We start from the raw sequence: 26091 nt of genomic DNA on the forward strand, positions 1-26091 counted from the left end.
AAGCATGCATAAACAAACGATTATTGATTTTAAAGAGCTTGGATTGCGCCACCTTTTCACCAAGCCTATAAAGGAATTAAAAACTAGAAACCTCGACCAGGTAGAGGCTCTTCTTAGAGAAGTCGAAGCCTACCAGGAGCAAGGCTTTTATGCTGTTGGCTATGTCAGCTATGAGGCTACTCCTGCTTTTGAGAAGAAGTTTGCTGTCCATCCAGCACCTCTTATGGGAGAGTATCTCCTCTATTTTACGATCCACGAGGAGGTCGAAACCCTTCCTTTCCCAGAGCACTATGAAGCTGTGGATCTTCCAGCCAATTGGAAGGAAGAGGTAGAGGCGCCTGCTTATCAAGAAGCCATCAAGACGATTCATCACCATATCCGCCAGGGTGATACCTACCAGGTCAACTACACCGTCCAGCTTTCTCAAGAGCTAAAAGCAGATCCTTTGGCTATATACAATCGCTTGGTGGTAGAGCAGAAAGCCCATTACAATGCCTTCATCCAGCACGATGATGTCTCCATCCTCTCCATCAGTCCTGAGCTCTTTTTTGAGCAAGACGACCGGCTACTGACCACGCGCCCCATGAAAGGAACGACGCACCGTGGTCTCACCAACCAAGAGGATCTTCAAGAGGCTGCTTGGCTAGAAGCCGACCCGAAAAATCGAGCAGAAAACATGATGATCGTCGACCTCCTCCGCAATGACATGAACCGGATTTCGGAGATTGGAAGTGAGCAGGTGACCCATCTCTGCCAAGTCGAGCAATACTCCACTGTTTGGCAGATGACCTCGACCATTGAAAGTCGCTTACGAGCTGAAATCGACCTGATCCAAACCTTCCGAGCTCTCTTTCCTTGTGGCTCGATTACAGGAGCACCGAAGATCTCCACTATGGAAATCATCCAAAAGACGGAGAAGTCTCCTCGAGGTGTCTACTGTGGAACGATCGGCATCCTTCTTCCAAAAGGGAAACGGATTTTTAATGTAGCCATCCGGACCCTTCAAATGCAGGGGGATCAAGCCATCTATGGCGTGGGAGGAGGCATCACTTGGGACAGTAAATGGGAAAGTGAATACCAGGAAACCAAGCAAAAATCAGCTGTCCTTTACCGGCAAGAGCCTCACTTTGAGCTCCTGACGACCGGCCGCATCCACCAAGGAGAGTTGACTTTCTTAGACAAACATGTAACACGCTTGAGAGAAGCTAGTCGCTACTTTGCCTATCCTTATGATGAACCCAAACTCCTGAAAGAACTTCAAGAAGAGCTTGCTCATTTGGAATCCAACCTTGACTATCGTTGTCGGATCGCCTTGCAAAAAAACGGGACCTTTCACCTAGTAATCACGGAGCTGACAGACTTGCCCGCTAGCTATCTACAGGCCCAACTGACCGAGCAAAAGCTTGATTTAGCGACGCCATTTACTTATTTCAAAACGAGTCAGAGAGACCATCTCAGCCAGTCAGATCACGAGCAAATTTTCCATCTGCCAGATGGAAGCTTGCTAGAGACGACGATTGGCAATCTGGTGCTGGAGATAGAGGGACAACTCTATACCCCACCGGCTCACCTCCCCTTACTCGACGGGATTTACCGCCGCCATCTTCTTGAGACCCAGCAGGTTGAAGAAAAACTCTTAACTCTGAACGATTTAACAGACGCCGATCGTATTTATGCCTGCAATGCTATTCGTGGTCTCTACGAACTTGATTTTCAAAGAAAGGATTCCTGATGAAACTTATTTTTTTACATGGACTAGGGCAAGATGTCCTCTCTTGGCAAGGAGTCCAATTTGCACTTTCACCCTTGCACTCCAAAACTTTTGATATTTTCTCCCATCCAAAAGAAAGCTATCAGGAAGTTAAAGAAAGGTTGACGGAGCGCCTCCAGCAAGAAAGCGAACCCTTTATTCTGGTAGGACTCTCACTAGGTGGCGTGCTCGCTCTGGATCTCTCCAGACAAGACTTCCCGCAACTCAAGGGCTTGGTCCTTGTAGGAACACAATACAAACTCAACACCAATCCCCTCTATCGGCTCCAGATCCTTCTCTTTCGTCTACTTCCCAAGCATGTCTTTGAAAAACAAGATGCCAATAAACAACAGATGCTTCAAATCTTGACCGAATTAAAAGGGCTCAATTTAACCGATACCGCTAAAGCTTGCCCTCTCCCTAGCTTGGTGATTTGTGGTAGCAAAGATTGGGCCAATCAATCTTCTTCAAAAAAATTGGCCAAGCTCCTGCCAAAAGGTCGCTATCAAGAAATCGCAGACGGAGGTCATCTACTCAATACCGAGAAACCCTATGAACTCGCGCAAGCCATCAAAGAGTTTGTTGCTGAATTTTAAAATGAAGAGGCTAGCTTTAAAAACAGTTGCTCTTAATATAGATAAAGTATATTTTCATGTTACATAACTTAAAAAATCAAGAAATTTAAAGAAATGTTTATTTTTAAAGTTATGCATGAATTTCTTGAGGCTTTCCGCCGTGAGAAAAGTGCCTGAAACACAATTATTTCAGGCACTCGGGAGTTTTGAGACCTTAGACTCAAAACTAAGTCATGGAACTTCTTTGAAGTTCGCTGACGTCCGTACTCACCTAAGGAAAGCCTCTAGGAAAACTTAGTCTTAAAGTCACGGCTAACTTTTTAAAAGTTAGTCGTTTTTTTAGAAATATTTGAGAATTGCTTGATAGTTATTTGAAAAGCAAGCTGTATACTAAGAGTGTAAAGAAAACAACTAGTCATTTGGACGAAGGAGAAAACCATGGAAAAAGTATTAGAAATTTCCCATTTGAGTAAAAAATTTGGTCAACAATACGCCTTAAATGATGTGAATCTCACCATTCGCAAAGGCGACGTTTATGGCCTGATCGGTAAGAACGGGGCTGGGAAAACTACCCTCATCAAGATCATCACCCAGCTGATTCAAGAAACTGACGGAAGCGTCTCTCTCTTTGCTTCTACAAATCGCTCCCAGTGGACCCAAGCCTTGAAACGGGTTGGATCTGTCATTGAAAGTCCCGTGGCTCACAAGCATATGACCGCCTATCAAAACCTGGTCTACTATTGCAAGGCTCGCCATATTCCCAATCCCGACCAGGTCATCAAAGAAACCTTGAACTATGTTGGCCTGAATAATACGGGTAAGAAGAAATTCCGTGATTTTTCACTCGGGATGAAACAACGGTTGGGAATTGCGATTGTGCTCATTGCCAAACCCGACTTCCTCATTTTGGACGAACCCATCAATGGCCTTGATCCAGTCGGAATCAAGGAATTCCGTCAGATGATCAAACGCCTCAATGATGAACTCGGCATGACCATCCTCATTTCCAGTCACATCCTCTCCGAACTCTATCTGGTTGCCAATCGCTTTGGCATTGTCGACCAAGGACGCCTGATCAAAGAAATTAGCAAGGCTGAATTCGAAGAACAAGGAGAAGACTACATCATCCTCAAGACAAGTCAGCTAGCCCTTGCGAGTCAACTGATCCAGGATCAACTCCATCACCGCATCAAGGTCATCGATAAGGATGGAGAAATCCATATCTTCGGACAGACTCACGATATTAAAGTCATTGTCAAAACCCTCGTTCAAGCCGATATTGACGTGGACGAAATCTACTATGCCCGCCAAGATCTGGAAAAATTCTTTACGGACTTGGTAGACTAGTCCAATCACCGTCTTCCTCTATTACCTATCCCACATATTTCATTTAGGAGATTTATCATGTTGCATACCATTCAAGCAGATTTTTACAGACTTTTTCGCTCCAAAGGTTTTTGGATTACAGAAGCCATTCTCGTTCTCAACATCCTGTCTGGAGTCATCTTTGGAGCTACTGGCCACGTCGGCGTCAATACGGAATCCAAATTGCCCCAAGCGACCGAAGTTTGGACAGGCTTTAAAGCTTTGACCAACTACTCTTCCAGCATCAGTGTGACTATCCTCTTTACCATTATTGTCATCACCTTGGTCCTGGGAACAGACTTAACGCAAAACTTATACAAGAATAGTCTGGCCTATGGCGTTTCGCGCACCAGTTACTACTTTGCCAAAAGCGCCGTTGTTCTGACCATTGCTCTCTTCCAATTTCTTGTTTCTTATGGTCTCGTCTTCTTGATCGCGACGCTCTACAATGGACTTGGCACCATGCCAGAGCACTTCCTTGCTCATTTTGGACTGACCGTGCTGATTCAGTTCCTTTCCACCTTGGCTTGGGTCAGCATCATTTCCTTCCTTCTTTATGCCAGCCAATCCATCACCTTGGCCTTCGTTGGCTACTTCATTGGAAATATCCTCTTAAGCCTTCCTGCGCTCTTCCTTAAAGATATTGATATTCTCCACTATCTAAACTTGGAATTCCAATATTCCATGGTACAGAGCACAACAGCAACAACCAACACCCTCTCGATCGCCCTTGGATTCATCCTTGTTTTCGGCTTCCTAGGACTGGCTACTTTTAAACACAAAGATTTATAACAAAAAGACTTGAGCAGTGCTCAAGCCTTTTTTCTTAGTGTAATGGTCAAGATAAACCAGTCTGCCTCCGTTGCCAGTTGCAAGTCCCCGCCAAAGATCTCTACAAAATTTTGAATGATATAGAGACCCAAGCCAGATGACTCTTCTGTATCCGAGAGATTTTCAGAGTAGAATCGACTAGCCAATTGGTCTAAGTGCTGGATCGGTTGTTGCACAATATTGCGCAGCTCGACCCGAATCGTGTCTGCATCCGACATCAAGGTCAAACGGGCCTGCTCCTTTCCATGCTTGAGGACATTGCTGAGCATATTTTGCAAGAGGCGCTCCCAAAGCTCCGGATCCGTAGCATAATGAAGATGCTCCTCTATCTCCACTTCTAAGGCAATCCCCGCCTCAGACAAGCTATCATAATACTGGAACAACTGCTGGGTCAGGACTTGGCTGAGATTAACGTCTGTAAGCCGAGGCTGAATAGCTCCCTCCATCAAGCGTCTGTATTCCAAGAGAGATTCCAGGCGTTTTGAGACGACTTGAAGATTGGAAGCAATTTTCTTCAGCTTTTCCTCTTCCTGCGTCCCACCCTTGATGATTTGTTGGGTATAGCCAGATGCAATGGTCAAAGGTGTCCGAATATCGTGAGCAATATTACTGATGGCCATATCCAAGGTTTTCTTCTCTTGAAAGGCAATCCGATTGGTCCGCTCGATCTGATCAAAGAGATCACTGACCTGCTTGGTCAAGGCGACCAATTCTTTTTTTGAGACCTGAGAGGTCAACCGTACCCCACTCCCATTTTGGAGCTTCTTTTGAATTTGCTCCTGCAAATCTTTGAGAGCAGAGAGTAGGCGAAGGTAACCCAGTCCCAAGAGAAGGACAAGGACGACTAGAACTAGAACCAATCCCCACATTACTTGTCTCCTTTCAAGCGAACTCCCAAGCCCCAGACGGTTTCAATATAGTCCTCATCTGGATCGAGCTGGGCAATTTTCTTTCGGAGGTTGCTCAACTGGGCATTGAGCGTATTGTCTCCAGGCAGATAGACTTCTTCCCAGACCGCTTCATACAACTCTTCTTTGGTAAAAATCTTCTTTGGATGCGCCAGCAAGGTTTCAAATATTTGAAATTCTTTTTTGCCCAAGCGAAGCGTCTGTTCACCAGATTCCAGTTCAAATGTTTCTGGATTCAAGAGCAGATTTTTAAAGGAAAGCTTTTGCGACGCTTGAGATTCCTGTGCCGGAGAGACGTGATTTCGCAACTGCACCGTCACCCGAGCGGCCACTTCGTCCAGATTAAAGGGCTTGACAATATAATCATTGGCACCTGCAAGGAGGTACTGGCTAATGAGGTGTTTATCTCCAAGAGCGGTCATCATGATGACCGGCACCTGACTCTGCAAACGGATCTCCTCCAGAACCTGATCGCCATTTTTACCAGGAAGCATGATATCGAGAAGGACCAAATCAACAGCTTCTTGCTGGAAGAGCCGTAGCCCTTCTGTACCTGAAAAAGCCTGAAGGACCTCATGGCCTTCACTTAAGAGACTGTATAAAATTTCTTGGATATCATTATTATCCTCGATTAATAAAATCCGTGCCACTTGCCTCGCTCCTTTTTCATTTAAACTCCAAATCATTTCTATTTCTCTAGCCTATCAAATAAAGGGACCTTCGTCAATGAAAATCTGATAAAATTCTATTGTCCCCAGGTAGATCTGCATGTTAGGTCATCACAAGATGAACTTGACGATCCTTTCTTTCAAAGGGTATAATAGGACCAATGACACAATAGGGAGACTCATCTATGAAAAATAATGCTAAAACTAAAATCAGTCTTGTATCCATCCTTGTCATCCTGGGCGTTGCTGCAAGAATGATGCGAGTCATCCACCGCCAGCAAATCAGGGAGCAAAACAGACAAACCATTCAAACGACTAAAAAGGTTGCAGAGTTTCAGAAAACACTAGACGAGGAAGAAACGAAGAAACGGAACGAAACCTTCAACAAGATTTATAATGAATCCCTTGTTCGGAATAAGTTTGAGAATTGGCAAAAAGTCGATGAACTCCATGGTTTGGGACAAAGAACTGGGCAATTTTATATCTATAACTTTGAAAAAAAAGAAGAGATTCTCTTAGAGAATACTGATCAAGCATTTGTTCTACCTATTCGAGACAAGAGTGACAACGTCACATTTCAGGCTATCTTTGCCCACAAGGACGGTCAGTGGCACATCATGAAGCCAGACGGAAGTTCACAGTTGCAACTAGGAGCAGCCAACATTTCCGCTGAATCTAAGTTTGTCATCGAGAACAATGTCTTAGATTACGACCAGTAAATCCGTAAGGACTTGGCTAAACTACATACAAAAAGCTTAGGAACCCAGCTTGTGAGTGGGATTCTAAGCTTTTTCGTTTATAGGAGAGAGTCGGCCAGCAAGTACCGAAAACTTTTATTCTACAGAAGACCCATTGGTCGCAATGACTTCTTTGTACCAATAGAAGGATTTCTTACGGGAGCGATCCAAGCTTCCCTTACCTTCGTTGTCCCGGTCGACATAGATAAAGCCGTAGCGCTTCTTCATTTCTCCTGTCCCGGCAGAGACCAAATCAATACATCCCCAAGTTGTATAGCCCCAGAGGACAACACCATCTTCGTTGATGGCCTCCCGCATGGCTTTGATGTGGGCTGCGAGGTAATCAATCCGGTAGTCATCTTCAATCTCCCCGGCTTCATTTGGGGTATCAACGGCGCCTAGTCCATTTTCTACGATAAACAGAGGTTTTTGATAACGATCCCAGATGATGTTCAGCGTAATGCGGAGCCCAAGAGGGTCAATCTGCCAACCCCATTCTGAGCTTTCTAGGTAGGGGTTCTTCAGAGAGGCAAAGATATTGCTCGCTGTCTTCTCCCTTTCAGCTGGATCCCCTGAGGCGACCCGACTGGCATAGTAGGAGAAGGAAATAAAGTCCACTGTATGGTCTTTCAACAATTGCAGGTCCTGTTCCGTCATCTCGACTGTAATTCCCTGATGCTCCCACTCTTTCCTGGCATAGTTAGGGTATTCCCCACGCGCTTGCACATCGATAAAGAAATAGTTCTTGCGGTCTTCTTCTAAACCAGCCCAGACATCTCTCGGAGCACAGGTATGCGGATAGTTTTGCCCAGCTGCCAACATACAGCCCACCTTATTGTTAGGATCAATCTCATGGGCTAGCTTGGTAGCAATGGCTGAAGCGACCAATTCATGGTGAGCCGCCTGGTATTTGACTTGCTCCTCATTCTCCCCTTCTTCAAAGCATAGACCCGCTCCCATAAAAGGCGCATGGAGGATCATATTGATCTCATTAAAGGTTAGCCAGTAGTTGACCAAGCCCTTGTAGCGAGTGAAGAGGGTCCGGCAGAGACGTTCATAACATTCCAACATCTTGCGACTACGCCAACCTCCATACTCGGTAATCAAATGCATGGGACAGTCAAAGTGGGTAATGGTCACCAAGGGTTCAATGCCATACTTGTGGCACTCATTAAAGAGGTCTTCATAGAACTGTAGACCTGCTTCATTCGGCTCTAGTTCATCTCCTTTCGGGAAGATCCGAGACCAGGCAATGGACAAGCGATAGGTTTTAAAGCCCATTTCCCCAAAGAGCGCAATGTCTTCCTTGTAGCGATGGTACATATCAATGCCATCCTTAGCCGGATAAAAATAGCCCTCTTCAAAGTCGAACATCTTTTTCTGACCCGTAATAATGGCGTGACGGTCAGGACCAATCGGCACCACATCAACATTAGCCAAGCCACGGCCATCTTCATTATAAGCTCCCTCACACTGGTTAGCAGCCGTCGCACCACCCCAAAGGAAACCATCTGGAAATTGAAGTTTGTCGGTCATCTCTCTACCTCACTTGATTTGATAGTTCTATTATACCCTTCTCTAACCCAAAAGTCTTACAAGATCCTAGGAAAAACCGAACCTATTCTAAGGTAACGATCGCTTTCATGCAACACAAAAAGACCGGATGACTCCGATCTTTTAATAGTTCATATTCTGTTTTAAGAATAATTATGGTTAACTTCAAATGACTAAGCGCCCTTATTTCATTCTATAAAAATCAATGACTAGACCAGCAGGGCCTTTAACTAATAAGGACTCTGTTCCCCAATCCGTTTCACAAGGACCGTGTAAAATCTCAATCCCTAATTCTTTCAAACGCTTTTGATTCTGTTCCAAATCTTCAACTTCAATGTGTAGGATGATTCCTGACTGAAAATTTTCCAAAGGTATCAAATGATTCTCTGACAACATAAGACAGTGACTGCCAATCGTGAACTGAGCAAAACTATCATCAGCATAATCTGCCTTTTTATCCAAGATATGCTCCAAGTCAGCACAGACTTGGGGAACATTTGAAACGATGATATCTATTTGATTTAAATTCATTTCTTATCCTCCACAAAAAGACCGGATTGCTCCGATCTTTTTAAGTTCTGCTCTAAGAAAATCAAAGAATAAACAAGGCATCGAACCGCAGACAGTACTGGAGTACGGCAAGGTGAAGATAACGCAGTTTACATTTGATTTTCGACGAGCAGGATTATTTGATTGCGCGTGATTGCAACCCTTCTTCTTCCAAGAAGAGGCGGAATGGTACGAGTTCTTCTGCTTCGTATTTTTCCTTGAAGGCTTTGATCGCTTCTTCTGAGTGTTGTTTTGGATCCAACTCAAGAACTTCTACTGGAAGTGGACGGTGTTGCGTGATGCGAGCATCGATGACAACTGTCTTACCTTCTTTGTTCAATTTAACAGCTTCAGCAACGACTGCGTCGATGTCTTCGATACGGTCAACTGTAAATCCAATAGCTCCTTGAGCTTCAGCGATTTTCGCATAGTCAGCATTAGGGAAGTCACAACCAAACAAGTGTTTGTTTGTGTCTTCGTATTTGTCCTTGATGAAGGCATATTTACCATTTGAGAAGACAACGTTGATAACTGGAAGGTCGTATTGAACGTTTGTGATAACGTCTGGGTAGCACATGTTGAATGCACCGTCACCCATGATGTTCCATACTTGGCGATCTGGATTGTCTTTCTTAGCAGCGATACCACCAGGAAGGGCGATCCCCATTGTCGCAAAGAGTGGAGATGTACGCCACATGTTCTTAGGTGTCATGTGAAGGTGACGAGTAGATGTTTGAGTAGTGTCACCTACGTCGATTGAATAGATCGCATCTTGATCAGCATGTTTGTTGATGGCATTGTAAACTTGATACAATTGCAATTCACCCTCAGTTTTACCTTCGAGTTTGTTCATGTAATCACGCCAGTTTTGGTTATTCTTAACGTTTGCACGCCACCATGGAGTAGATTCAACTGGATTCACTTTATCAAGGATTGCTTTGGCTGCTTGACCTGCATCTCCAAGGATTGAAGCGTCAAGAGCATGGCGTTTACCAAGTTTGTAAGGATCGATATCCACTTGGATGAATTTTTCAGTGTTCTTGAAGGCTTCGTATACTTCAGCAAATGGGAAGTTTGAACCAAGGAAAAGAACTGTGTCTGCTTCAAAGACCACTTCGTTAGCTGGTTTCCAACCAACACGGTAAGCAGAACCTGTCAACCCTTCGTAGTCCCATTCGAAGGCTTCAAAGTTTTTACCAGTTGTAATGATTGGTGCTTTGATCTTACGAGACAATTCAGTGATCACATCACCAGCACCAACACCACCGAAACCAGCGTAGATCACTGGACGTTCAGCATTGTTCAAAATTTCAACAGCTTTGTCGATTTCAACTTCGTTCAAGGCAGGAGCGATAAAGTGACGTTCATAAGAACCTGATCCGTAGTAAGAGTTTTCGTCGATTTCTTGGAAACCAAAGTTTACTGGAATTTCAACAACGGCTGGACCTTTTTTAGAAACGGCAGCACGGCAAGCTTCATCGATTACTTTTGGTAATTGTTCTGCGTAAGCTACACGTTTGTTGTAAACAGCGATACCGTTGTACATTGGGTTTTGGTTCAATTCTTGGAAGGCATCCAAGTTCAATTCGTTAACTGGACGTGATCCAAGGATAGCAAGGAATGGAGTGTTATCCATAGCTGCATCGTAAACACCATTGATCAAGTGAGTCGCACCAGGTCCACCTGAACCAACTGCAACCCCGATAGAGCCACCAAATTTAGCTTGCATAACCGCTGCAAGAGCACCAGTTTCTTCGTGACGAACTTGCAAGAAACGGATATCTTTGTCTTCAGCCAAAGCGTCCATGAGTGAGCTAAGTGTTCCTGATGGGATCCCGTAGATGGTATCTACGCCCCATGTTTTCAATACGTTAAGCATTGCTGCAGATGCAGTAATTTTCCCTTGAGTCATTCTAACTCTCCTTTAAATCTATTTTGATCCTTTAAAAATGTAGCATAGCGCTTCTACTTCATCTTTGCGATCAGGTTTCGTTTTGAAAATGAGTTTTTTCTGACATTTCTCATGAAAACGATTTACAAAACGATTACAGTATTAATTTATCACAAAGAGATGCACATGTATAAGAATCTGCTCAGAGATGCTCAATCCCTATTACATAACAGATGCTCTTTTTTGAGAAAATTTCACAAACTATAGTAGAATAGAATATTTTATTATAATTTACATGCACCTCTAAGACTTGTAGCTGTAGGAAATCGAACAAAAAGTGATACAAAATTCTGTATCACTTTTTGTTCCCATTAATCAATTTTCGCAACATTGAGAAGCAGCGAGCTAGTCAAAACAGACAAAGAACTAAGGGCCATAGCAAGACCTGCTAGTTCTGGATTGAGGGTCAATCCCAGTCCTACAAAGACTCCAGCAGCAATTGGAATTCCAAGGATATTGTAGATAGAGGCCCAGAAGAGATTGAGTAAGATCCTGCGGAAGGTCTTTTGACTCATGTCAAAGGCGCGCACAACGCCAAGCAAATCATTTTGCGTGAGCACGATGCCACCGGACTCGATCGCAATATCCGTTCCAGATCCCATAGCGATCCCCACATCCGCGATCGAGAGAGCTGGAGCATCATTGATCCCATCTCCAACAAAGGCGACCTTGCTAGTTTCTTGCAGTTTTTGGATGGCGCTAGCTTTTTCTTGAGGAAGGACATCAGCAATGACGGTGTCAATTCCCACTTGCTTAGCAATAGCTTGGGCCACCCGTTCATTATCCCCCGTTAACATGACCGTTTTCAAGCCCCGTTCTTTGAGCTTTTTGATCGCTTCTTTTGAGCTGGCCTTCGGAGCATCTTGAATGGCAATCAAGCCAATCACTTGCCCATCCACAGACAAACCGATCACTGTTTTGGCCTGCTCTTGCAACTCTACCATTCGTTTTTCAAGCTCCGGATCCATCGCTGTCCCATCATGGAGCTTGCCATTTCCCAAGGTCACCAACTGCTGATCGATCTGACCTTGAACCCCTTTTCCTTCAATCGCTTGGAAGTTTTCCACAGGGGATAACACCAAACCTTTTTCTTCTGCTTGGGATAAGACCGCTTGGGCTAGTGGATGTTCTGAAAAAGTTTCAAGACTAGCAGCCAGTGTCAAGACACGCGCTTCATCTCCTACAACATCGGTTACAAGTGGTTGGCCAATGGTAATAGTCCCTGTCTTATCAAATACAACGGTTTGAATCTTTTGCACTTCTTGAAGAACTGTTCCATTTTTAATCAGAACCCCCATCTTGGCACTACGGCCGGTTCCGACCATCAGGGCTGTTGGGGTTGCTAAACCAAGGGCACAAGGACAGGCAATAATGAGGACAGAGACTGCATAGAGCATGGCCTCTTGAAGCGACGCGCCCAGAAGCACGGACCAAACCCAGAAAGTCGCAATGGCCAAAATCGTCACCACTGGAACAAAGATACCTGAAATCTTATCCGTCAGATCTTGAATAGGAGCACGACTGGATTGGGCCATTTTGACAAAGTCCACAATTTGAGATAAGAGGGTCTCACTACCGACTTTTTCAGCCTTAAAGAGAATGGTCCCATTGCTGTTGATAGTGGAGCCAATCACTGCATCACCAACTGATTTTTCCACAGGCAAGCTTTCACCTGTCACCATCGACTCATCAATGGTCGTACTTCCTTCTACAATCGTCCCATCAACCGCGATCTTTTCCCCAGGACGGACCCGAATCAAATCACCAATGTGGATATCTTCTGCCGCCACCTCGACATAGTTCCCATCACGAAGAACTTGAGCCGTTTTTGCCTGCAAATCCAACAACTTTTCCACAGCCTCGGAGGCATTGTTACGCATCCGTTCCTCAAAGACTTGCCCTAAGAGGATAAAGAAGATGATAAAACCCGCAGCCTCAAAGTATACTGGCTGACCAGTAAAGAGGGCAAATACACTATAGACATAGGCTACCAGAGTTCCCAGAGCTACCAAGGTATCCATATTGGAATGGTGCTTCTTAAATGAGGCCCAGGCACTCTTGATAAAAGGAACTCCTGCTACCAACATGATCGGCGTTGTCGCTAGAAAAGTCCCCCAGCGACTGACTTGATGGGATACAAATCCTGCCCACATCCCGATCATCAAGATCAATAAGGGAAGAGTAAAGATACTAGTAATCCAAAAGCGATCCCGTAAACTTAAGACACGACGGCGTTTTTCCACAACCGTGTAGGAACCCTTTTGCATCTTCATTCCACATGAAAACTCGAAGTCCCCTGTTTCTGTCGGGGTAAAGGATATCACCTTATCCACACCGACTTCCAAAGGCTCTAAAATCCCCTGATCTTCAAACAAAATTTCCTTGTAACAGCCGGAAGGATTGACCCGATGGAAGGTGATTTCAGCAGGGATCCCTTTTTGAAGTTGAAATTCCTTTGGACTATAGCCTTTTTCTGCTGTAATACGGATCTTTTGCACTCCGTTTTCCACAACTGCTTTTTGTTTTTCTACCATACCTACTCCTTTATTCCACAATCATGTGACCATGCATCATGTTCATTCCACATGAATACCCATATTCGCCCGCTTTTTCTGGCGTAATTTCAATGACATGTTTTTCACCTAAAGGCAAAGCTTCATGAACCCCAAAGTCTGGAAAGATCACTTGGTCAAGACATGAAGAGGGATCCTTGCGATTAAAGATGATCCGGGCTGGAACATTCTTTTTCAGGACAATGGTTTCAGGCGAATAGCCCCCCATGACTTCGACTTCAATTTCTTGATAACCTGATTTCTGACGAGCGTGGTCGCTTACCTTTTCATGCTCTGCAAAGAACCACCAAGCAATAAAAGCAACCCCAAGTAAACAAACAATACTAATTAACAATCCAAACATTGAAATTCCTTCTTTCTATTACATACAATTGCAAGGGACTGTTTCGACAGCCTCTGCTTTCTTTTCTTCCAGGACCTGCTGCAGCTGATTAAGATCTGCAAGCGTAAAGTCACTCTCCTGAATCAAGTTTTCAAGCACCTGGACAATTCTTTTTGAGCAAACCTTGTCCTTCACATCCTCAACCACCAAGTCTAAACTTTGGTCCTGCTTCAACAAAGCCGAGTAGACAAAGGCTTTGCCAGATTTTTCTCTAGTCAAGCACCCCTTTTCTACCAAGCGCGTCAAGAGGGTCTTGATGGTCGACTTGGACCAGTCAAAGCGCTCGGACAAGACGGCGATCAAATCCCTGCTGGTCTGCTTGCCTTCCATCCAGATAATTTTCATGATGCGCCATTCCGCATTGGAAATTTGCATGGCTTCTCCTTTCTAAATCTACATTTGTAAATCTTATGATGCCATTCTACTCCTAAGATTTACATTTGTCAACCAAAAAGACAAAAAAATTTCCTCTTGGAAATAGAGGAAGGTAGACAATCTGTTTTTACAAAAAATCATCTAAAGAAATCTAAAAAGAAATAGAATTGATTTCAATTATAAGAACCATTCAAATATTTCCTGAAACTTTCCGCCGTGAGAAAAGTGCTAGAAACACTATTGTTTCTAGCACTCGGGAGTTTTGGAACCTTAGGTCCAAAACTAAGTCATGGAACTTCAAAGAAGTTCGCTGACGTCCGTACTCACCTAAGGAAAGTTTTTAAGAAGACTTTATCTTCAATCTGAAATTTTTCTTTGAAGATTTGTCTAGTTGGGCTTTTTCGCTCCCTATTTTGTCTCTATAATGTCTCCTGCAGAGCTTGGGCTAGAACTCGGTAACCAGCCACACTTAAATGGAGACCATCTGTCGTATAGGCTTCTGCTAACTGCCTCTTTTCATCCAATAAAGACGAATACACATCAATATAGCTGACCTGGTGGTAGGCCTGGGCCAATTCTTGATAGGCTTGATTGAGGGCTTGAATTTTTTCATTGGTCCGCACATAGACCTTTTGTTTGTATCGCTCTTCTTGACTCACCGGTAGAACCGAGATCAGGTTGATGTGGGTCAGCGGAAAATCTCTCATAATTGCTTGTATGACCGCTTCTACATTGTCCAAGGTTTCCTTTTGAGGAATTTCTTTTCCGATATCATTGGTCCCGATCAAGAGAAAGATCTGATCCACCACCGTTCCAAAGACATGGGCGTCTAGATACTCACGAAGGAGATCCGTCTTATAGCCTCGTACTCCTCGATTGACCATGTGTTTGGGACTTTGTAATAGTTCATGAATGGGGAAATACTCCACGATAGAGTCTCCAATAAAGATCAAACCAGGCTCCTTCAGAGGGGCTTGATTGAGCTCCCGATAGGTTGTTACGATTTTCTCCTGCTCCTTTAAGAGCCAGTCTTCTAACAGTTGTACCGCCATCTATTTCTCTCCCTTCACTTGTTCCCAGGGGGTCAATCCTAGATACTCTTCGATCACCTGGTAGACAACACCTTCTTGATGGCTCGGTGCTAGGTGTTTGGCAACAGCTTTGACAGCTTCTTCTGCATTGGCTACAGCATAGGAGTGACCTGCCATTTCAAGCATTTCGATGTCGTTTCCACTATCACCAAAGGCCATGACCTGGCTGGCGTTAAGCTGCCACATCTCCATTAATTGAGCCAGTCCCCAAGCCTTGTGAATGCCAGCTTGTAAGAGATCCATGCTGCCAAAACCGCTCGAAACCGCCATCAGCTGATCTCCAAAAGCTTGTTGGACTTCCTGGCTCACTTGATCAAGACGATCCAAGCCTACCACCAAGCTCATTTTAAGCACCTGATCAAATAGATCTGCTGTCAATTCCGGAACAAACTTCATCCGCTTGTACAAGGCTTCAATCACTTCTGGCTGCATGAATTTCTCAACTTCTGTAAAGACCGTTCCTTCCTTGACAAAGCCACCATTGACAGCTGACACAACCAGCTGGTCTGAGATTTCCCGCCCCTTAAAATAAGCAAGAACCGCCTCTACTAGCTCTCGATCCCAGAATTTCCCAAGAATCATCTGATCATCCTCAAAAATCCGAGCTCCATTGGCTACGACCAGGGTCACCCGCTTGACCAAAGGACCCAAGAGCTGGCGCATGCGATGGATTTCATTTCCCGTCGCAATGACAAAGCGAATCCCTTTTTGATCCAAGTGGTCCAAGATCCTTTCCAGACGCGGAAGATCCACCTCTCCTCGCTCATCTAATAAGGTTCCATCCATATCTGTTGCAATCAACTTAATCATACAATCTAACCTTTTCCCTTTCAAAGGGTGTAAATTATCTGGTTCCATTATACCACAGATCAAGCCAGTCAAAACCACCCGTGAAAACAGGTGGCTTCCTCTTGGGTTGAAGGTTCCTACTGATGGCCAGGGGATCTTATGAATATAAGCCCTTTTCCACACTTTCCTGAATTAACTCTTCTGTCAGTTTCCATAATTCTTCCGAATCACTTTTTATGAACTTTTTCTTTTCTAATACCATCTCTGAACGGATATGATCAGGATTATAATTGACTTCTGACACTTCCAAGTGATTAATCAGTGGTACCAATGCGTCAATCACTCTTGCATATCTTGCCTCAGGACTCTGCCCTTTTTCAAACTCCAACCACGAATTTTTCATATTCACATATGTTGCTTCTGGAAGGAGGCTCATTGTTTTTTCTATAGATGCTAACTCTCTATCATGAGAATGAAGCTTTTTTTCATCATCAAACACCCAAGTATCTCCAGCATAAACCTCACCTAAATCATGAATCAATAACAGAAACATGACCTTTTCCATATTCAATTTTTCGGGATAATAATCTTGCAGAACCATCGCAGCTATCGCACCCTGCCAGGAATGCTCGGCACTATTTTCAAACCGTCCATCAAGAGTTCTATTAAACCTTGTTACTGACTTTAATTTCTCGATTTCTTTAATAAATTCAACTGTCTGATTCAAATCACTCATGGCGACTCCAACCTCCCTATTCGAAATTACGACTATCATACCAGAAATCCTGTTTTCCATAAATGAATTCCCGTATTTGCAAAAAAGATAATGTCCCTCCTTTTTGGAGCACCGCCATTTTTCTAACAAGAGCACAAGGACAAGCAAAAAAACTAACCAGTCTTTACCGGTTAACTTTAGAATGAGACAAACTATTTAAAAGTAAAATAAGTTAATCGATTCTAAAAGTAAGTAAAAATGAGTTCCTATTTTTAGAATGAATCAAGAAAATACAAAAACTTTCCGCTGTGAGAAAAGTGCCTGAAACAATACGTTTCAGGCACTCGGAATTATTGAGACCTTAGGCTCAATGATTAGTCATGGAACTTCTACGAAGTTCGCTGACGTCCGTACTCACCTAAGGAAAGTTTTTAAGTTGACTTTGTCTTAAATCTGAAGCTACTGCTTAGCTTCTATTTTTCACCCGACAAAAGCCCAAATAATGGCAATTAGCACTGCTGGAAGGAGATTGGCGACCTTGATTCGTTTGCCCCAGATGAGATTGATCCCTACACAGAGAATGAGGCTGGAGCCAACTAGGGACAGATTCGAAAGGGCTTGCGGAGTCATGATCGGTGCGATCAAATGGGCCAACAGCGTGATCAATCCCTGAAGGATCACGAGTGGAACCACCGCAAAGATCGCGCCCTTTCCTTTTGAAACGGTCAAGACCAGAACGATAACCATATCGAGAATAGCTTTGGCCAACAAGGTCGAGGTGTCGCCTGTCAGGCCATCCTGGACAGCTCCAACCACCGCCATAGCCCCGATACAAATGGTCAAGGCCGTGGTCATAAAGGCATCAACAAAACCGGTATCGCCTTGGTTGCCCGTCTTTTCCTTCAGCCAGGTTCCCAGTCGCTCAAAGCCCTCCTCAATCTTCAAGAGTTCCCCGATAACGGTCCCGATCACTAGACTCAGAATCAACATCATACTGCCGTGACTTTCTACATGACTTCCATGCACCACCAGCATCTTTTCCAAGGTCCCTGCGATGCCCAAGACAAAAACAGCAACACCCGTCACTTTCAGAAGGGTCTCATGAAAATCTTCTGACAAACGTTGACCGATGAGCAGTCCTAAAAGCCCACCAAATACGACCCCTAAGGCATTATAGAAGGTCCCTAAACCGATCATTTACAAACTCCTTTATTCATTTTCATTCTTTTTCAATCGCTTTCAAAGACCAGTATCCCGTCTCTTCATACTGGTCAATCAAGTCCTTGGCTGTTTGCGTAATCTCCTCTGGATAATGCAGGCTTTCTAGGGTATTGACCGCATTCTTGGTCACGGCTGACCCTGGTTTGATCTGGTAGTCAAAGACGATCTTGCCATCCACATAGCGACTATCAAAATGGTAATTATCATTGACCTCACCAGAAGCTGAGACCAGCTCAATATCATGACTGGAGATCATGTAGAGGCAGTTTTGGGCAGCCAACCAGCGGACAATCCCAAGGCCTGATCCGATCCGCTCGATAGTATTGGTCCCCTTAAAGAGCTCGTCAATAAAGAAATAGTGAAAACCAGGCTTTTTCAGATGCTGAATCATACGTAAAATAGCTTTACTCTCAGTGATAAAGTAGCTATCTCCAACTTCAATATCATCGCTCACATCCATAGCCGTTAGGACATGACCATAGGGAAGGGCTAATCTTTCGCCATAGGCAAAGCCTAACCCTTGAGCCAGAATGGCATTGATGGCGACAGTTTTCAAATAGGTCGATTTCCCGGACGCATTGTCCCCACTGATGACCATATTTTTTTGAAAATGCACATCATTCGCAATCGGATTGGACAGCAAAGGATGATAGAGCGTCTCGCCCTCAATGCCACCCGTCTCTGTAAAGACTGGCTGGCAGACCACTTCTAGATCCCGCTTATGGCGCAAGAGACTAATGGCGACTTCCATCTCTCCAAGGAGATCCAGAAGTTTCTGGGCCTCTTTTTGATGAGCTTTCACCTGATTGTAAATATAGACCTGAGCGATCTGCGGGAGTAAAAAGAGAACGTTGAGGTAGAGGAGAACAATTTCCATCTCAGAGGTCCCCGTTGGACTCTGCAAGACACTGGCAAGGATCCGCGTTTTCTTAAAGGGTTTGACCGCTTGCTTTAGTTCTTCTTGTTGTGGCAAGGCTAGATGGCTCAAGCGTTCTGCCGAAGCAAAGATGCGGACCAGATAGCTAACATTATCCAGACGGATTTTATTGGACCAATTGCGCAAACTCGAAAAGACAATATTAAAGACCACACTGATCACCAAGAGGGTAATGGCACCGACTGGCTCAAAGGGGATGGCAAAGAGACAGACAATGGGAAGGCAGGCCAAGGCTAGATAGAGGGGCAAACCTGCATAATGCTTGCCGGGATTTGCGACAATGCTCCGCGCCATGTTGTGGTTCTTCTTGCCCAGTTGGTTGAAAATGACCTGGACCTTGAGGCGCAAATCAGGATGCTCTTCAAAGAAGGCTTCTAAGTCATGAAGCTGGTCCTGAGGCTGGAATTCCAGCAGGCGCATTTTTTGATAGAGAGCCTCTGCTCCAAGGCTCGATTGGGTATAGTTGAGCTGATCAAAGACCGCATCCAAAGCCAAATCATGCCAGGTCTGATCATCCACTTGGCTATCGATCGTCTGTCCCTTAGCTGGATAAGTCAGACTATCTATCAAACTTTCTTCTGTGTCTTTCTTGCGAAAGAAAGGCGCTCCATCCCAAGCCTTCTTCAGTTTTTGCTTGAGGCGGATAGCCGTAAGAAATTTGGTTGCCCAAATCACCACGATCAATCCTAGGATCCCAAGCGGGATCCAGTTCACATTTCCTTCCATGCTCTATTCCTTTCCACTCTGAGGCCAGTCCAAGTGAACATGTTCCTTCATTTCTCGGTAAGCCGTGTCCACTCTCTCCTTGGTCTCCTCATCCAGCTTGTCGCGGTATTTGCCACCCTGGATAAAATCTTCCAAAATATAGGTCTGGTACTTGTACAAGTCATAGCCTTCAGGAGAATAGGTGCCCTTCGGAGTCCGACTGACCCAGGTTGGATGAGCAGTAGCCGTCTTAATCCGTGTCTTGCGACCAACCTTTTCGATGGTCACATCCATCAAGACTCCTCGCTCTGTCCATTGGGCAGTCTCCACATCTCCCATCGTTTCCAGACGCTGATTGGACAGGAAATTCCCCATCGAGTAGATGATGAGCTTGTTTTGACCATCTTTATTGACCACTTCAGCAGGCTCCACAACATGGGGATGCCCACCAAAGACGATATCAGCTCCCCAAGAAACCATCTTGTGGTAGAGCTCTTTTTGCTCTTCTGTCGGCTCCAATTGGTACTCAATTCCCATTTGGGGCATGACAATGGTGATATCGGCCTCTTGCTCTGCCTTTTGGATCTCCGCCTTCATCCGCTCTTCATCCAGATCAGACAAGACATCTGCTTGCTCCTCTGGAGTAAGGGTCGTTTCCATTCCATTAAACCCATAAGCGTAGGCTAGAATAGCAATCTTGATGCCATTCACTTCCTTGATCACCAAGGGGGCCTGGCCTCTCTTTTCATGCGTGTAAACACCGACAGGTGTGATGCCTGCATCTTCAAAGGCCTTAGCTGTCGAATAGACTCCTTCTAGACCTGAATCCAGGATATGGTTGTGTCCCAAATCCATGACATCATAACCAGCATCCTTGATGGCTGGTACGACTTCGCTCGGCGCATTAAAGAGAGGATAACCTGACAAATAGTAATTCGGGTTAATGGTTCCCTCAAAATCGCCCAAGGCTAGATCCGCCTTTTGCAGCCAGGGTTTGACATACTCATAATTTTCATGAAAATCATAGGTCCCATCTTCTTTTTGTGCACTCATATAGACTAAATCATGATAGAGCTGATCTCCATTGGCCATGATCCGAGCTGTATGAGGAATCTGATCAGCCGGTGTCTTGGCCTTGTACACAACCTCTGGTCGTTCCGTTGCGGTGATCGGAAATCCTTGGAACTTTTGCACCCACAAGATGGCATTGGCCACGATGAAAACAACAGACAAGAGCACATAGACAAACTGTTCATTGGTCAGCTGGATCCTTGAAAAGAGACGATCAAAAGCCCAGTCAAAGGCCGCCGATAGCTCTTTCCCCATCGTTTTGATGGTTCCTTTCACATTCTCCCACTTCTCTAACATTCCTACCTCTTCTTCGTACCTAGTTTCTCCAATGATCCGCCAACAAATTGAGCTGTCATTGAAATACTTTCTCTTCATTGTATCACAATTTTTAAGAAGAGAAAAAAGAGAGCAGGACAGAAGCGCCATTGTTTAGAAACGCTTCTTTGTCCTGCTCCTGCACAGTTATTCATGTAAATGATCGATCATCACTTCTTATTGTTTGATTTGGACAAGCTAATTGCAACCATAACAAGACTTAGGAAAAAGGCCGAAAGCAACCCTTTTGTCGTCCGATTCATAAAAGGTTGATGGAATACAAAATGATTATAGGCAGTAAATCCTAATCCAATCAGAGTTACCATAGCCGAAAATGAAAAAATCGTTAACCACAAATTTCTTTTTTTCATCATTAACTCCGTTTTTCGATCTACTAGAAAGGCCCTCTTATTTCAAAGCCTTTAACAAATAACCATAACCTTCTTGCTCCATTTCCTCTTTTGGAATAAAGCGCAGTGAGGCCGAATTGATGCAATAGCGAAGGCCACCTTGGTCTTTTGGTCCATCGGTGAAGACATGGCCTAGATGGGCATTGCCTGAGCGGGAACTAACTTCGATCCGCTCCATCCCGTGGCTATGATCCTGGTAATAGTGGACGACATCTTTGGCAATGGGACGAGAGAAACTTGGCCAGCCACAGCCAGACGCAAACTTATCCTTGGCAAAAAAGAGTGGCTCCCCTGTCGTAATGTCCACATAGATCCCCTCTTCAAAGGTCTGATCATAGGCATTGTAGAAAGGACGTTCCGTCGCACTTTCTTGGGTGACTTGGTACTGCTCTGCTGTCAGTTTCGCCTTTAAGGTTTCTTGATCTGGCTTCTGATAGGCTGCTGGATCAATCAAGGGCTGCTCAGCATCCGTCACATCGATATGGCAATAGCCTCCAGGATTCTTCTTGAGGTAGTCTTGGTGGTAGTCCTCAGCCAAGATATAGTGGCGCAAGGGTTCCAACTCAACCGCTATTTTGCGGCCCAGTTGCTTCTCTTCTTCCGCAAACACTTGGGCAATCACTTCACGATCTGCCTTGTCTGTATAATAGACACCGGTTCGATATTGGCGGCCTCGATCATTTCCCTGTTTGTTAATGGACAAGGGATCAATCACCCGGAAATAGTAGAGCAGAATCGCTCGTAGGGTGATTTTATCTGGATCGTAGATGACCTGAACAGTCTCTGAATGATCCGTTTCCTTGATCAGTTGGTAGTTGGTCGTTTCTACCTGGCCATTGGCATAGCCCACCGTCGTCTCTTCTACACCGGGGATCCGTGAAAAATATTCCTCTAAGCCCCAAAAACAGCCACCTGCTAGATAAATCTCTGCCATCTTTTTTCCTCGCTTCCTGCATTCCCCACAAGGAACGCTTCTTATCTATTAGCTCCATCATAATCCAAGAGCCTCAGATTTTCAAGGATTCTGCATCAAAAATCCCTTCTACTATATGTAAAAGGGATTCAATCCTTCTTATTTTTCAAATAAGAAAAAGAGCGAGTAATAGAAGTTCCAAAACGATAGGGTTAACTGATGTAGAAAATCATGAAGGACTACCATGACCAACACCTCCTCTGAATATCTGTGGACAAACTCAAGGCACATCAACTACAAAACCACCGTCGGTCCATAAACCTGTAACTGAGGCTTCACAACCTCGTAATGCCAGTGATCATAAGCTCGCCAAGCTTGAAAGGCCTCTTCGTTCAAAGCTAGCCCACCTAGACCAATCAATAGACTGGCGGTCTGATAAAACTTTTCTAACTCAATCAACAGGCGATTGTCTACCCGCCTAGCCTTCAATAAACCTTTCAACATCTGATCTAGATTTTCTCGAAATCGAAGGGCATCTAAACTGGGGGTGAATCCCTTAGAAAAGGCTGTTTGAAGAAGGGTGATCGTCGTTCTTGCCTCTTGAATCACATCCCTTTCTTCCATATAAATCGCCTTCCTTTTCACCTCCATTGTACACCTTTTTCTCTCTATAAAAATGGAAAATTCCTAAAACTAGGAACAGAATGAGGTTGGGTCAAAAGTCCTAGCCTCTCAATTATTTTTGGATTGTCGAGCAAGACGCAGTGGTTGAGTGGGCTCTACTACGCTGATTTCATCAGCTTTTACAGACCTACTCAACTGTGCGGAGGTGGGACGACGAAATTGAATTCTAACGAATTACCGATTTCTGTCCCACTCTCATAAAAAACTTCCCCAAGTTTCCACTTGAGGAAGTTCTTTTCGAAAGATTAGTCAATGTAATGCAATTTCCCACGGAAGTCTTCTAGGCTTTGGTAGCCTTTTTCTTCCATGATGGCTTTGAGCTCCGCAGTGATGCGTTCAAAAGCTCCTACTCCTTCTTTATGCAGCGTCGTTCCGATTTGCACCATACTAGCCCCACAAAGGATATGTTCAAAAGCATCGCGACCAGTCAAGACACCACCTGTTCCCACAATCTGAATTTCTGGGTTCAGACGTTGGTAAAAGGCATGGACATTGGCGAGAGCCGTTGGTTTGATGTATTCTCCACCAATCCCACCAAATCCGTTCTTCGGACGAATCACCACGGATTCATCCTCGATGTAGAGGCCATTTCCGATCGAATTGACGCAGTTGACAAACTTGAGCGGGTATTTGTTAAAGATCGCTGCTGCTTGGTCGAAATGAACGATATCAAAATAAGGGGGCAACTTGATCCCTAGAGGTTTTGTGAAATAGGCAAAGACCTCAGACAAGATCCGATCTGTCGTATCAAAATCATAGGCAATCTGAGGTTTCCCAGGGACATTGGGACAAGATAGGTTCAATTCTGTCAAGCCTTTAAAGTCACTATCTTGCACCTTTTTCAAGATGGTATGAGTTTCTTCAGGAGACATGCCGACGAGAGATAAGAAGAAGGTCCGGTCAGGATCCGTTTCTTGCAACTCCAATAAGTAATTCAAATAATAGTCCAACCCTTGGTTAGGTAGCCCCATCGAATTGATCGAACCAAGCGGCACATCTTGGTAGCGTGGCTCTGGATTACCAGCACGGAATTCTAAGGTCGCTGTCTTGGTCACAAAGGTTCCCGCAGCTGAGTTCTTCACTTCTTCTAATTCCTCAGTGGTCATACAGGCTACACCTGCCGCATTCATCAAGCAGTTGTCAAATTCAAAACCAGCAATTTGCGTCTTTGTCGATACCATCTTGTACTCCTTTTTTGAAACACCACCAACAGAATCGTTCGGGATGCTCTATATTTTCTTCTTTCATTATACCATCACTTGGAAGCTTCCGGACAATCAAAGCTAAAAATTCTTCCAAACATTCGGACTTTCCTAGTCACGATAAAATTTTCAGAAAATTCAACTTTTTTCTTTACAAGCCAAAAAAAGTCTGCTATAATGATCCATGTAATAAAACGTGACATTGTTTGTCAACTGTCTCAAAGCCAATCCCCTAGCGGGTTTGCTGGTTTTCGTTTCATTCACAAAGGAGAATTAACATGACAACTGCTAAAGAATATATCCAAAGTACCTTCGAAACTGTAAAAGCTCGTAACGGCCATGAAGCTGAATTCCTTCAAGCTGTTGAAGAGTTCCTCAGCACTTTGGAGCCTGTATTTGAAAAACATCCAGAATACATTGAAGAAAACATCTTGGCCCGTATCACTGAGCCAGAACGCGTGATTTCCTTCCGTGTTCCTTGGGTTGACCGTGAAGGAAACATCCAAGTAAACCGTGGATACCGTGTTCAATTCAACTCTGCTGTAGGTCCTTACAAAGGTGGTCTTCGTTTCCATCCAACTGTTAACCAAGGGATCTTGAAATTCCTCGGATTCGAACAAATCTTCAAAAACGTCTTGACTGGTCTTCCTATCGGCGGTGGTAAAGGTGGATCTGACTTCGATCCTAAAGGAAAAACTGACGCTGAAGTGATGCGTTTCTGCCAAAGCTTCATGACTGAATTGCAAAAGCACATCGGTCCTTCTCTTGATGTCCCAGCTGGTGATATCGGGGTTGGTGGACGTGAAATCGGATACCTTTACGGTCAATACAAACGCCTTCGCCAATTTGATGCTGGTGTCTTGACTGGTAAACCTCTTGGTTTTGGTGGTAGCTTGATCCGTCCAGAAGCAACTGGTTATGGTTTGGTTTACTACACTGAAGAAATGCTCAAAGCTAACGGCGACAGCTTTACTGGTAAGAAAGTCGTGATCTCAGGTTCTGGTAACGTTGCCCAATACGCTCTTCAAAAAGCAACTGAACTTGGTGCAACTGTTATCTCTGTATCTGATTCAAACGGTTACGTGATCGACGAGAGCGGTATTGACTTCGACCTTCTTACAGACGTGAAAGAAAAACGTCGTGCTCGTTTGACTGAATACGCTGCTGAAAAACCAACTGCTACATACTACGAAGGTTCTGTATGGACTTACGCTGGTAACTATGACATCGCTCTTCCATGTGCAACTCAAAATGAAATCGATGGCGATGCTGCTAAACGTTTGGTCGCTCAAGGTGTGAAAGTTGTCTCTGAAGGAGCAAACATGCCAAGTAACATCGATGCCATCAACGTATACAAAGAAAATGGTATCCTTTACGGACCTGCTAAAGCAGCCAATGCTGGTGGGGTTGCTGTATCTGCTCTTGAAATGAGCCAAAACAGCCAACGTCTTTCATGGACACGCGAAGAAGTGGACGGACGTTTGAAAGACATCATGACCAACATCTTCAACACTGCTAAAACAACTGCAGAAACTTACGGACTTGGTAAAGATTACCTTGCAGGTGCCAACATCGCTGCCTTTGAAAATGTCGCAAACGCGATGATTGCACAAGGTCTTGTATAATCAATCGATATTTTTCTTTGAGACCTTCGGGTCAAAGCCTCTCAACTCCTGAAACCAGTGTTTTTCAGGAGTTTTTTGTAGCTACAGACCTCTGTCAAGACACCCCGTCCCAAGTGAGAAAAGCCATTTTTTAGATAAGGGACTCGACTGTCTCTAGTGGGGAGATGTGAGCCCTCTCTTTTTCTGTATCTTTTT

Annotated in this window: 24 protein-coding genes; 6 read left to right on the forward strand and 18 right to left on the reverse strand. The window is 44.4% G+C overall.

The window, feature by feature from the left end; translation table 11 throughout:
* Positions 1-4 precede the first annotated feature (4 nt).
* The 4 genes from pabB to WKT08_RS06135 all read left to right on the forward strand — a co-directional run bounded on the left by pabB (position 5) and on the right by WKT08_RS06135 (position 4482).
* The gene (gene pabB, locus WKT08_RS06120) at positions 5-1732 is read left to right on the forward strand and encodes an aminodeoxychorismate synthase component I (RefSeq protein WP_340280822.1); all 1728 of its coding nucleotides are present in this window, start codon (positions 5-7) and stop codon (positions 1730-1732) included.
* On the forward strand, positions 1732-2346 hold the full coding sequence (locus WKT08_RS06125) for an alpha/beta fold hydrolase (protein ID WP_340280824.1): 615 nt from the start codon (positions 1732-1734) through the stop codon (positions 2344-2346). The genes pabB and WKT08_RS06125 overlap by 1 nt, the downstream gene beginning before the upstream one ends.
* Before the next feature lie 417 nt (positions 2347-2763).
* A complete protein-coding gene (locus WKT08_RS06130; RefSeq protein ID WP_340280826.1) occupies positions 2764-3672 on the forward strand; it encodes an ABC transporter ATP-binding protein in 909 nt (302 codons plus the stop codon).
* A gap of 57 nt (positions 3673-3729) precedes the next feature.
* On the forward strand, positions 3730-4482 hold the full coding sequence (locus WKT08_RS06135; RefSeq protein ID WP_006595651.1) for an ABC transporter permease: 753 nt from the start codon (positions 3730-3732) through the stop codon (positions 4480-4482).
* 20 nt (positions 4483-4502) lie between these two features.
* Here the strand turns inward: WKT08_RS06135 and WKT08_RS06140 are convergent, their stop codons facing one another.
* Together WKT08_RS06140 and WKT08_RS06145 are read right to left on the reverse strand one after the other, a co-directional pair.
* Complete coding sequence (locus WKT08_RS06140; protein WP_340280828.1) at positions 4503-5390, reverse strand: sensor histidine kinase; 888 nt, start codon at positions 5388-5390, stop codon at positions 4503-4505.
* The gene (locus WKT08_RS06145) at positions 5390-6079 is read right to left on the reverse strand and encodes a response regulator transcription factor (protein WP_340281037.1); all 690 of its coding nucleotides are present in this window, start codon (positions 6077-6079) and stop codon (positions 5390-5392) included. Before WKT08_RS06145 ends, WKT08_RS06140 begins: the two co-directional genes overlap by 1 nt.
* A gap of 203 nt (positions 6080-6282) precedes the next feature.
* On the opposite strand from WKT08_RS06145, the gene WKT08_RS06150 reads away from it, so the two are divergent.
* Positions 6283-6816, forward strand: coding sequence for a hypothetical protein (locus tag WKT08_RS06150; protein ID WP_070586881.1), 534 nt, complete (start codon positions 6283-6285; stop codon positions 6814-6816).
* A gap of 114 nt (positions 6817-6930) precedes the next feature.
* Here WKT08_RS06150 and WKT08_RS06155 read toward each other — a convergent pair whose 3' ends face one another.
* The 16 genes from WKT08_RS06155 to WKT08_RS06230 all read right to left on the reverse strand — a co-directional run bounded on the left by WKT08_RS06155 (position 6931) and on the right by WKT08_RS06230 (position 24250).
* Positions 6931-8370: a 6-phospho-beta-glucosidase gene (locus WKT08_RS06155; protein ID WP_340280831.1), complete on the reverse strand. Its 1440-nt coding sequence runs from the start codon at positions 8368-8370 to the stop codon at positions 6931-6933.
* A 201-nt stretch (positions 8371-8571) separates the two neighbouring features.
* Positions 8572-8919, reverse strand: coding sequence for a VOC family protein (locus WKT08_RS06160; RefSeq protein WP_070505278.1), 348 nt, complete (start codon positions 8917-8919; stop codon positions 8572-8574).
* Positions 8920-9073: 154 nt separating this feature from the next.
* Positions 9074-10849 (reverse strand): pyruvate oxidase, encoded by a 1776-nt coding sequence (gene spxB, locus WKT08_RS06165; protein WP_340280833.1) that lies wholly within the window; start codon positions 10847-10849, stop codon positions 9074-9076.
* Positions 10850-11199: 350 nt separating this feature from the next.
* The gene (locus WKT08_RS06170; RefSeq protein ID WP_340280835.1) at positions 11200-13422 is read right to left on the reverse strand and encodes a heavy metal translocating P-type ATPase; all 2223 of its coding nucleotides are present in this window, start codon (positions 13420-13422) and stop codon (positions 11200-11202) included.
* 10 nt (positions 13423-13432) lie between these two features.
* On the reverse strand, positions 13433-13804 hold the full coding sequence (locus WKT08_RS06175; protein WP_023919099.1) for a cupredoxin domain-containing protein: 372 nt from the start codon (positions 13802-13804) through the stop codon (positions 13433-13435).
* An 18-nt stretch (positions 13805-13822) separates the two neighbouring features.
* Complete coding sequence (locus tag WKT08_RS06180) at positions 13823-14218, reverse strand: CopY/TcrY family copper transport repressor (RefSeq protein ID WP_045759854.1); 396 nt, start codon at positions 14216-14218, stop codon at positions 13823-13825.
* Between the two features lie 419 nt (positions 14219-14637).
* Positions 14638-15270, reverse strand: coding sequence for an SGNH/GDSL hydrolase family protein (locus tag WKT08_RS06185; RefSeq protein ID WP_150906542.1), 633 nt, complete (start codon positions 15268-15270; stop codon positions 14638-14640).
* Positions 15271-16119, reverse strand: a complete 849-nt coding sequence (locus WKT08_RS06190) for an HAD family hydrolase (RefSeq protein ID WP_340280840.1) — start codon at positions 16117-16119, stop codon at positions 15271-15273.
* Between the two features lie 136 nt (positions 16120-16255).
* Complete coding sequence (locus tag WKT08_RS06195; protein WP_049483044.1) at positions 16256-16834, reverse strand: HD domain-containing protein; 579 nt, start codon at positions 16832-16834, stop codon at positions 16256-16258.
* A gap of 459 nt (positions 16835-17293) precedes the next feature.
* Positions 17294-18010, reverse strand: coding sequence for a DUF554 domain-containing protein (locus tag WKT08_RS06200; RefSeq protein ID WP_049483042.1), 717 nt, complete (start codon positions 18008-18010; stop codon positions 17294-17296).
* A 22-nt stretch (positions 18011-18032) separates the two neighbouring features.
* Complete coding sequence (locus WKT08_RS06205) at positions 18033-19697, reverse strand: MutS-related protein (RefSeq protein WP_061591440.1); 1665 nt, start codon at positions 19695-19697, stop codon at positions 18033-18035.
* A 3-nt stretch (positions 19698-19700) separates the two neighbouring features.
* Positions 19701-21044 (reverse strand): CapA family protein, encoded by a 1344-nt coding sequence (locus tag WKT08_RS06210; RefSeq protein ID WP_061591441.1) that lies wholly within the window; start codon positions 21042-21044, stop codon positions 19701-19703.
* Between the two features lie 188 nt (positions 21045-21232).
* Entirely contained in the window at positions 21233-21436 is a 204-nt protein-coding gene (locus WKT08_RS06215; protein ID WP_439144694.1) for a hypothetical protein, read from the reverse strand.
* Between the two features lie 34 nt (positions 21437-21470).
* Positions 21471-22406, reverse strand: coding sequence for a peptide-methionine (R)-S-oxide reductase MsrB (gene msrB, locus WKT08_RS06220; RefSeq protein ID WP_340280845.1), 936 nt, complete (start codon positions 22404-22406; stop codon positions 21471-21473).
* A 273-nt stretch (positions 22407-22679) separates the two neighbouring features.
* Positions 22680-23036, reverse strand: a complete 357-nt coding sequence (locus WKT08_RS06225) for a hypothetical protein (RefSeq protein ID WP_003008774.1) — start codon at positions 23034-23036, stop codon at positions 22680-22682.
* Between the two features lie 278 nt (positions 23037-23314).
* On the reverse strand, positions 23315-24250 hold the full coding sequence (locus tag WKT08_RS06230) for a dihydroorotate oxidase (RefSeq protein ID WP_049474144.1): 936 nt from the start codon (positions 24248-24250) through the stop codon (positions 23315-23317).
* A 299-nt stretch (positions 24251-24549) separates the two neighbouring features.
* Here WKT08_RS06230 and gdhA point away from each other — a divergent pair, with 299 nt between their 5' ends.
* Positions 24550-25896: an NADP-specific glutamate dehydrogenase gene (gdhA, locus tag WKT08_RS06235; protein ID WP_049485485.1), complete on the forward strand. Its 1347-nt coding sequence runs from the start codon at positions 24550-24552 to the stop codon at positions 25894-25896.
* The last annotated feature ends 195 nt before the right edge of the window (positions 25897-26091 follow it).

Source organism: Streptococcus sp. HCA-5024, assembly GCF_037890265.1.
GTDB lineage: Bacteria > Bacillota > Bacilli > Lactobacillales > Streptococcaceae > Streptococcus > Streptococcus lingualis.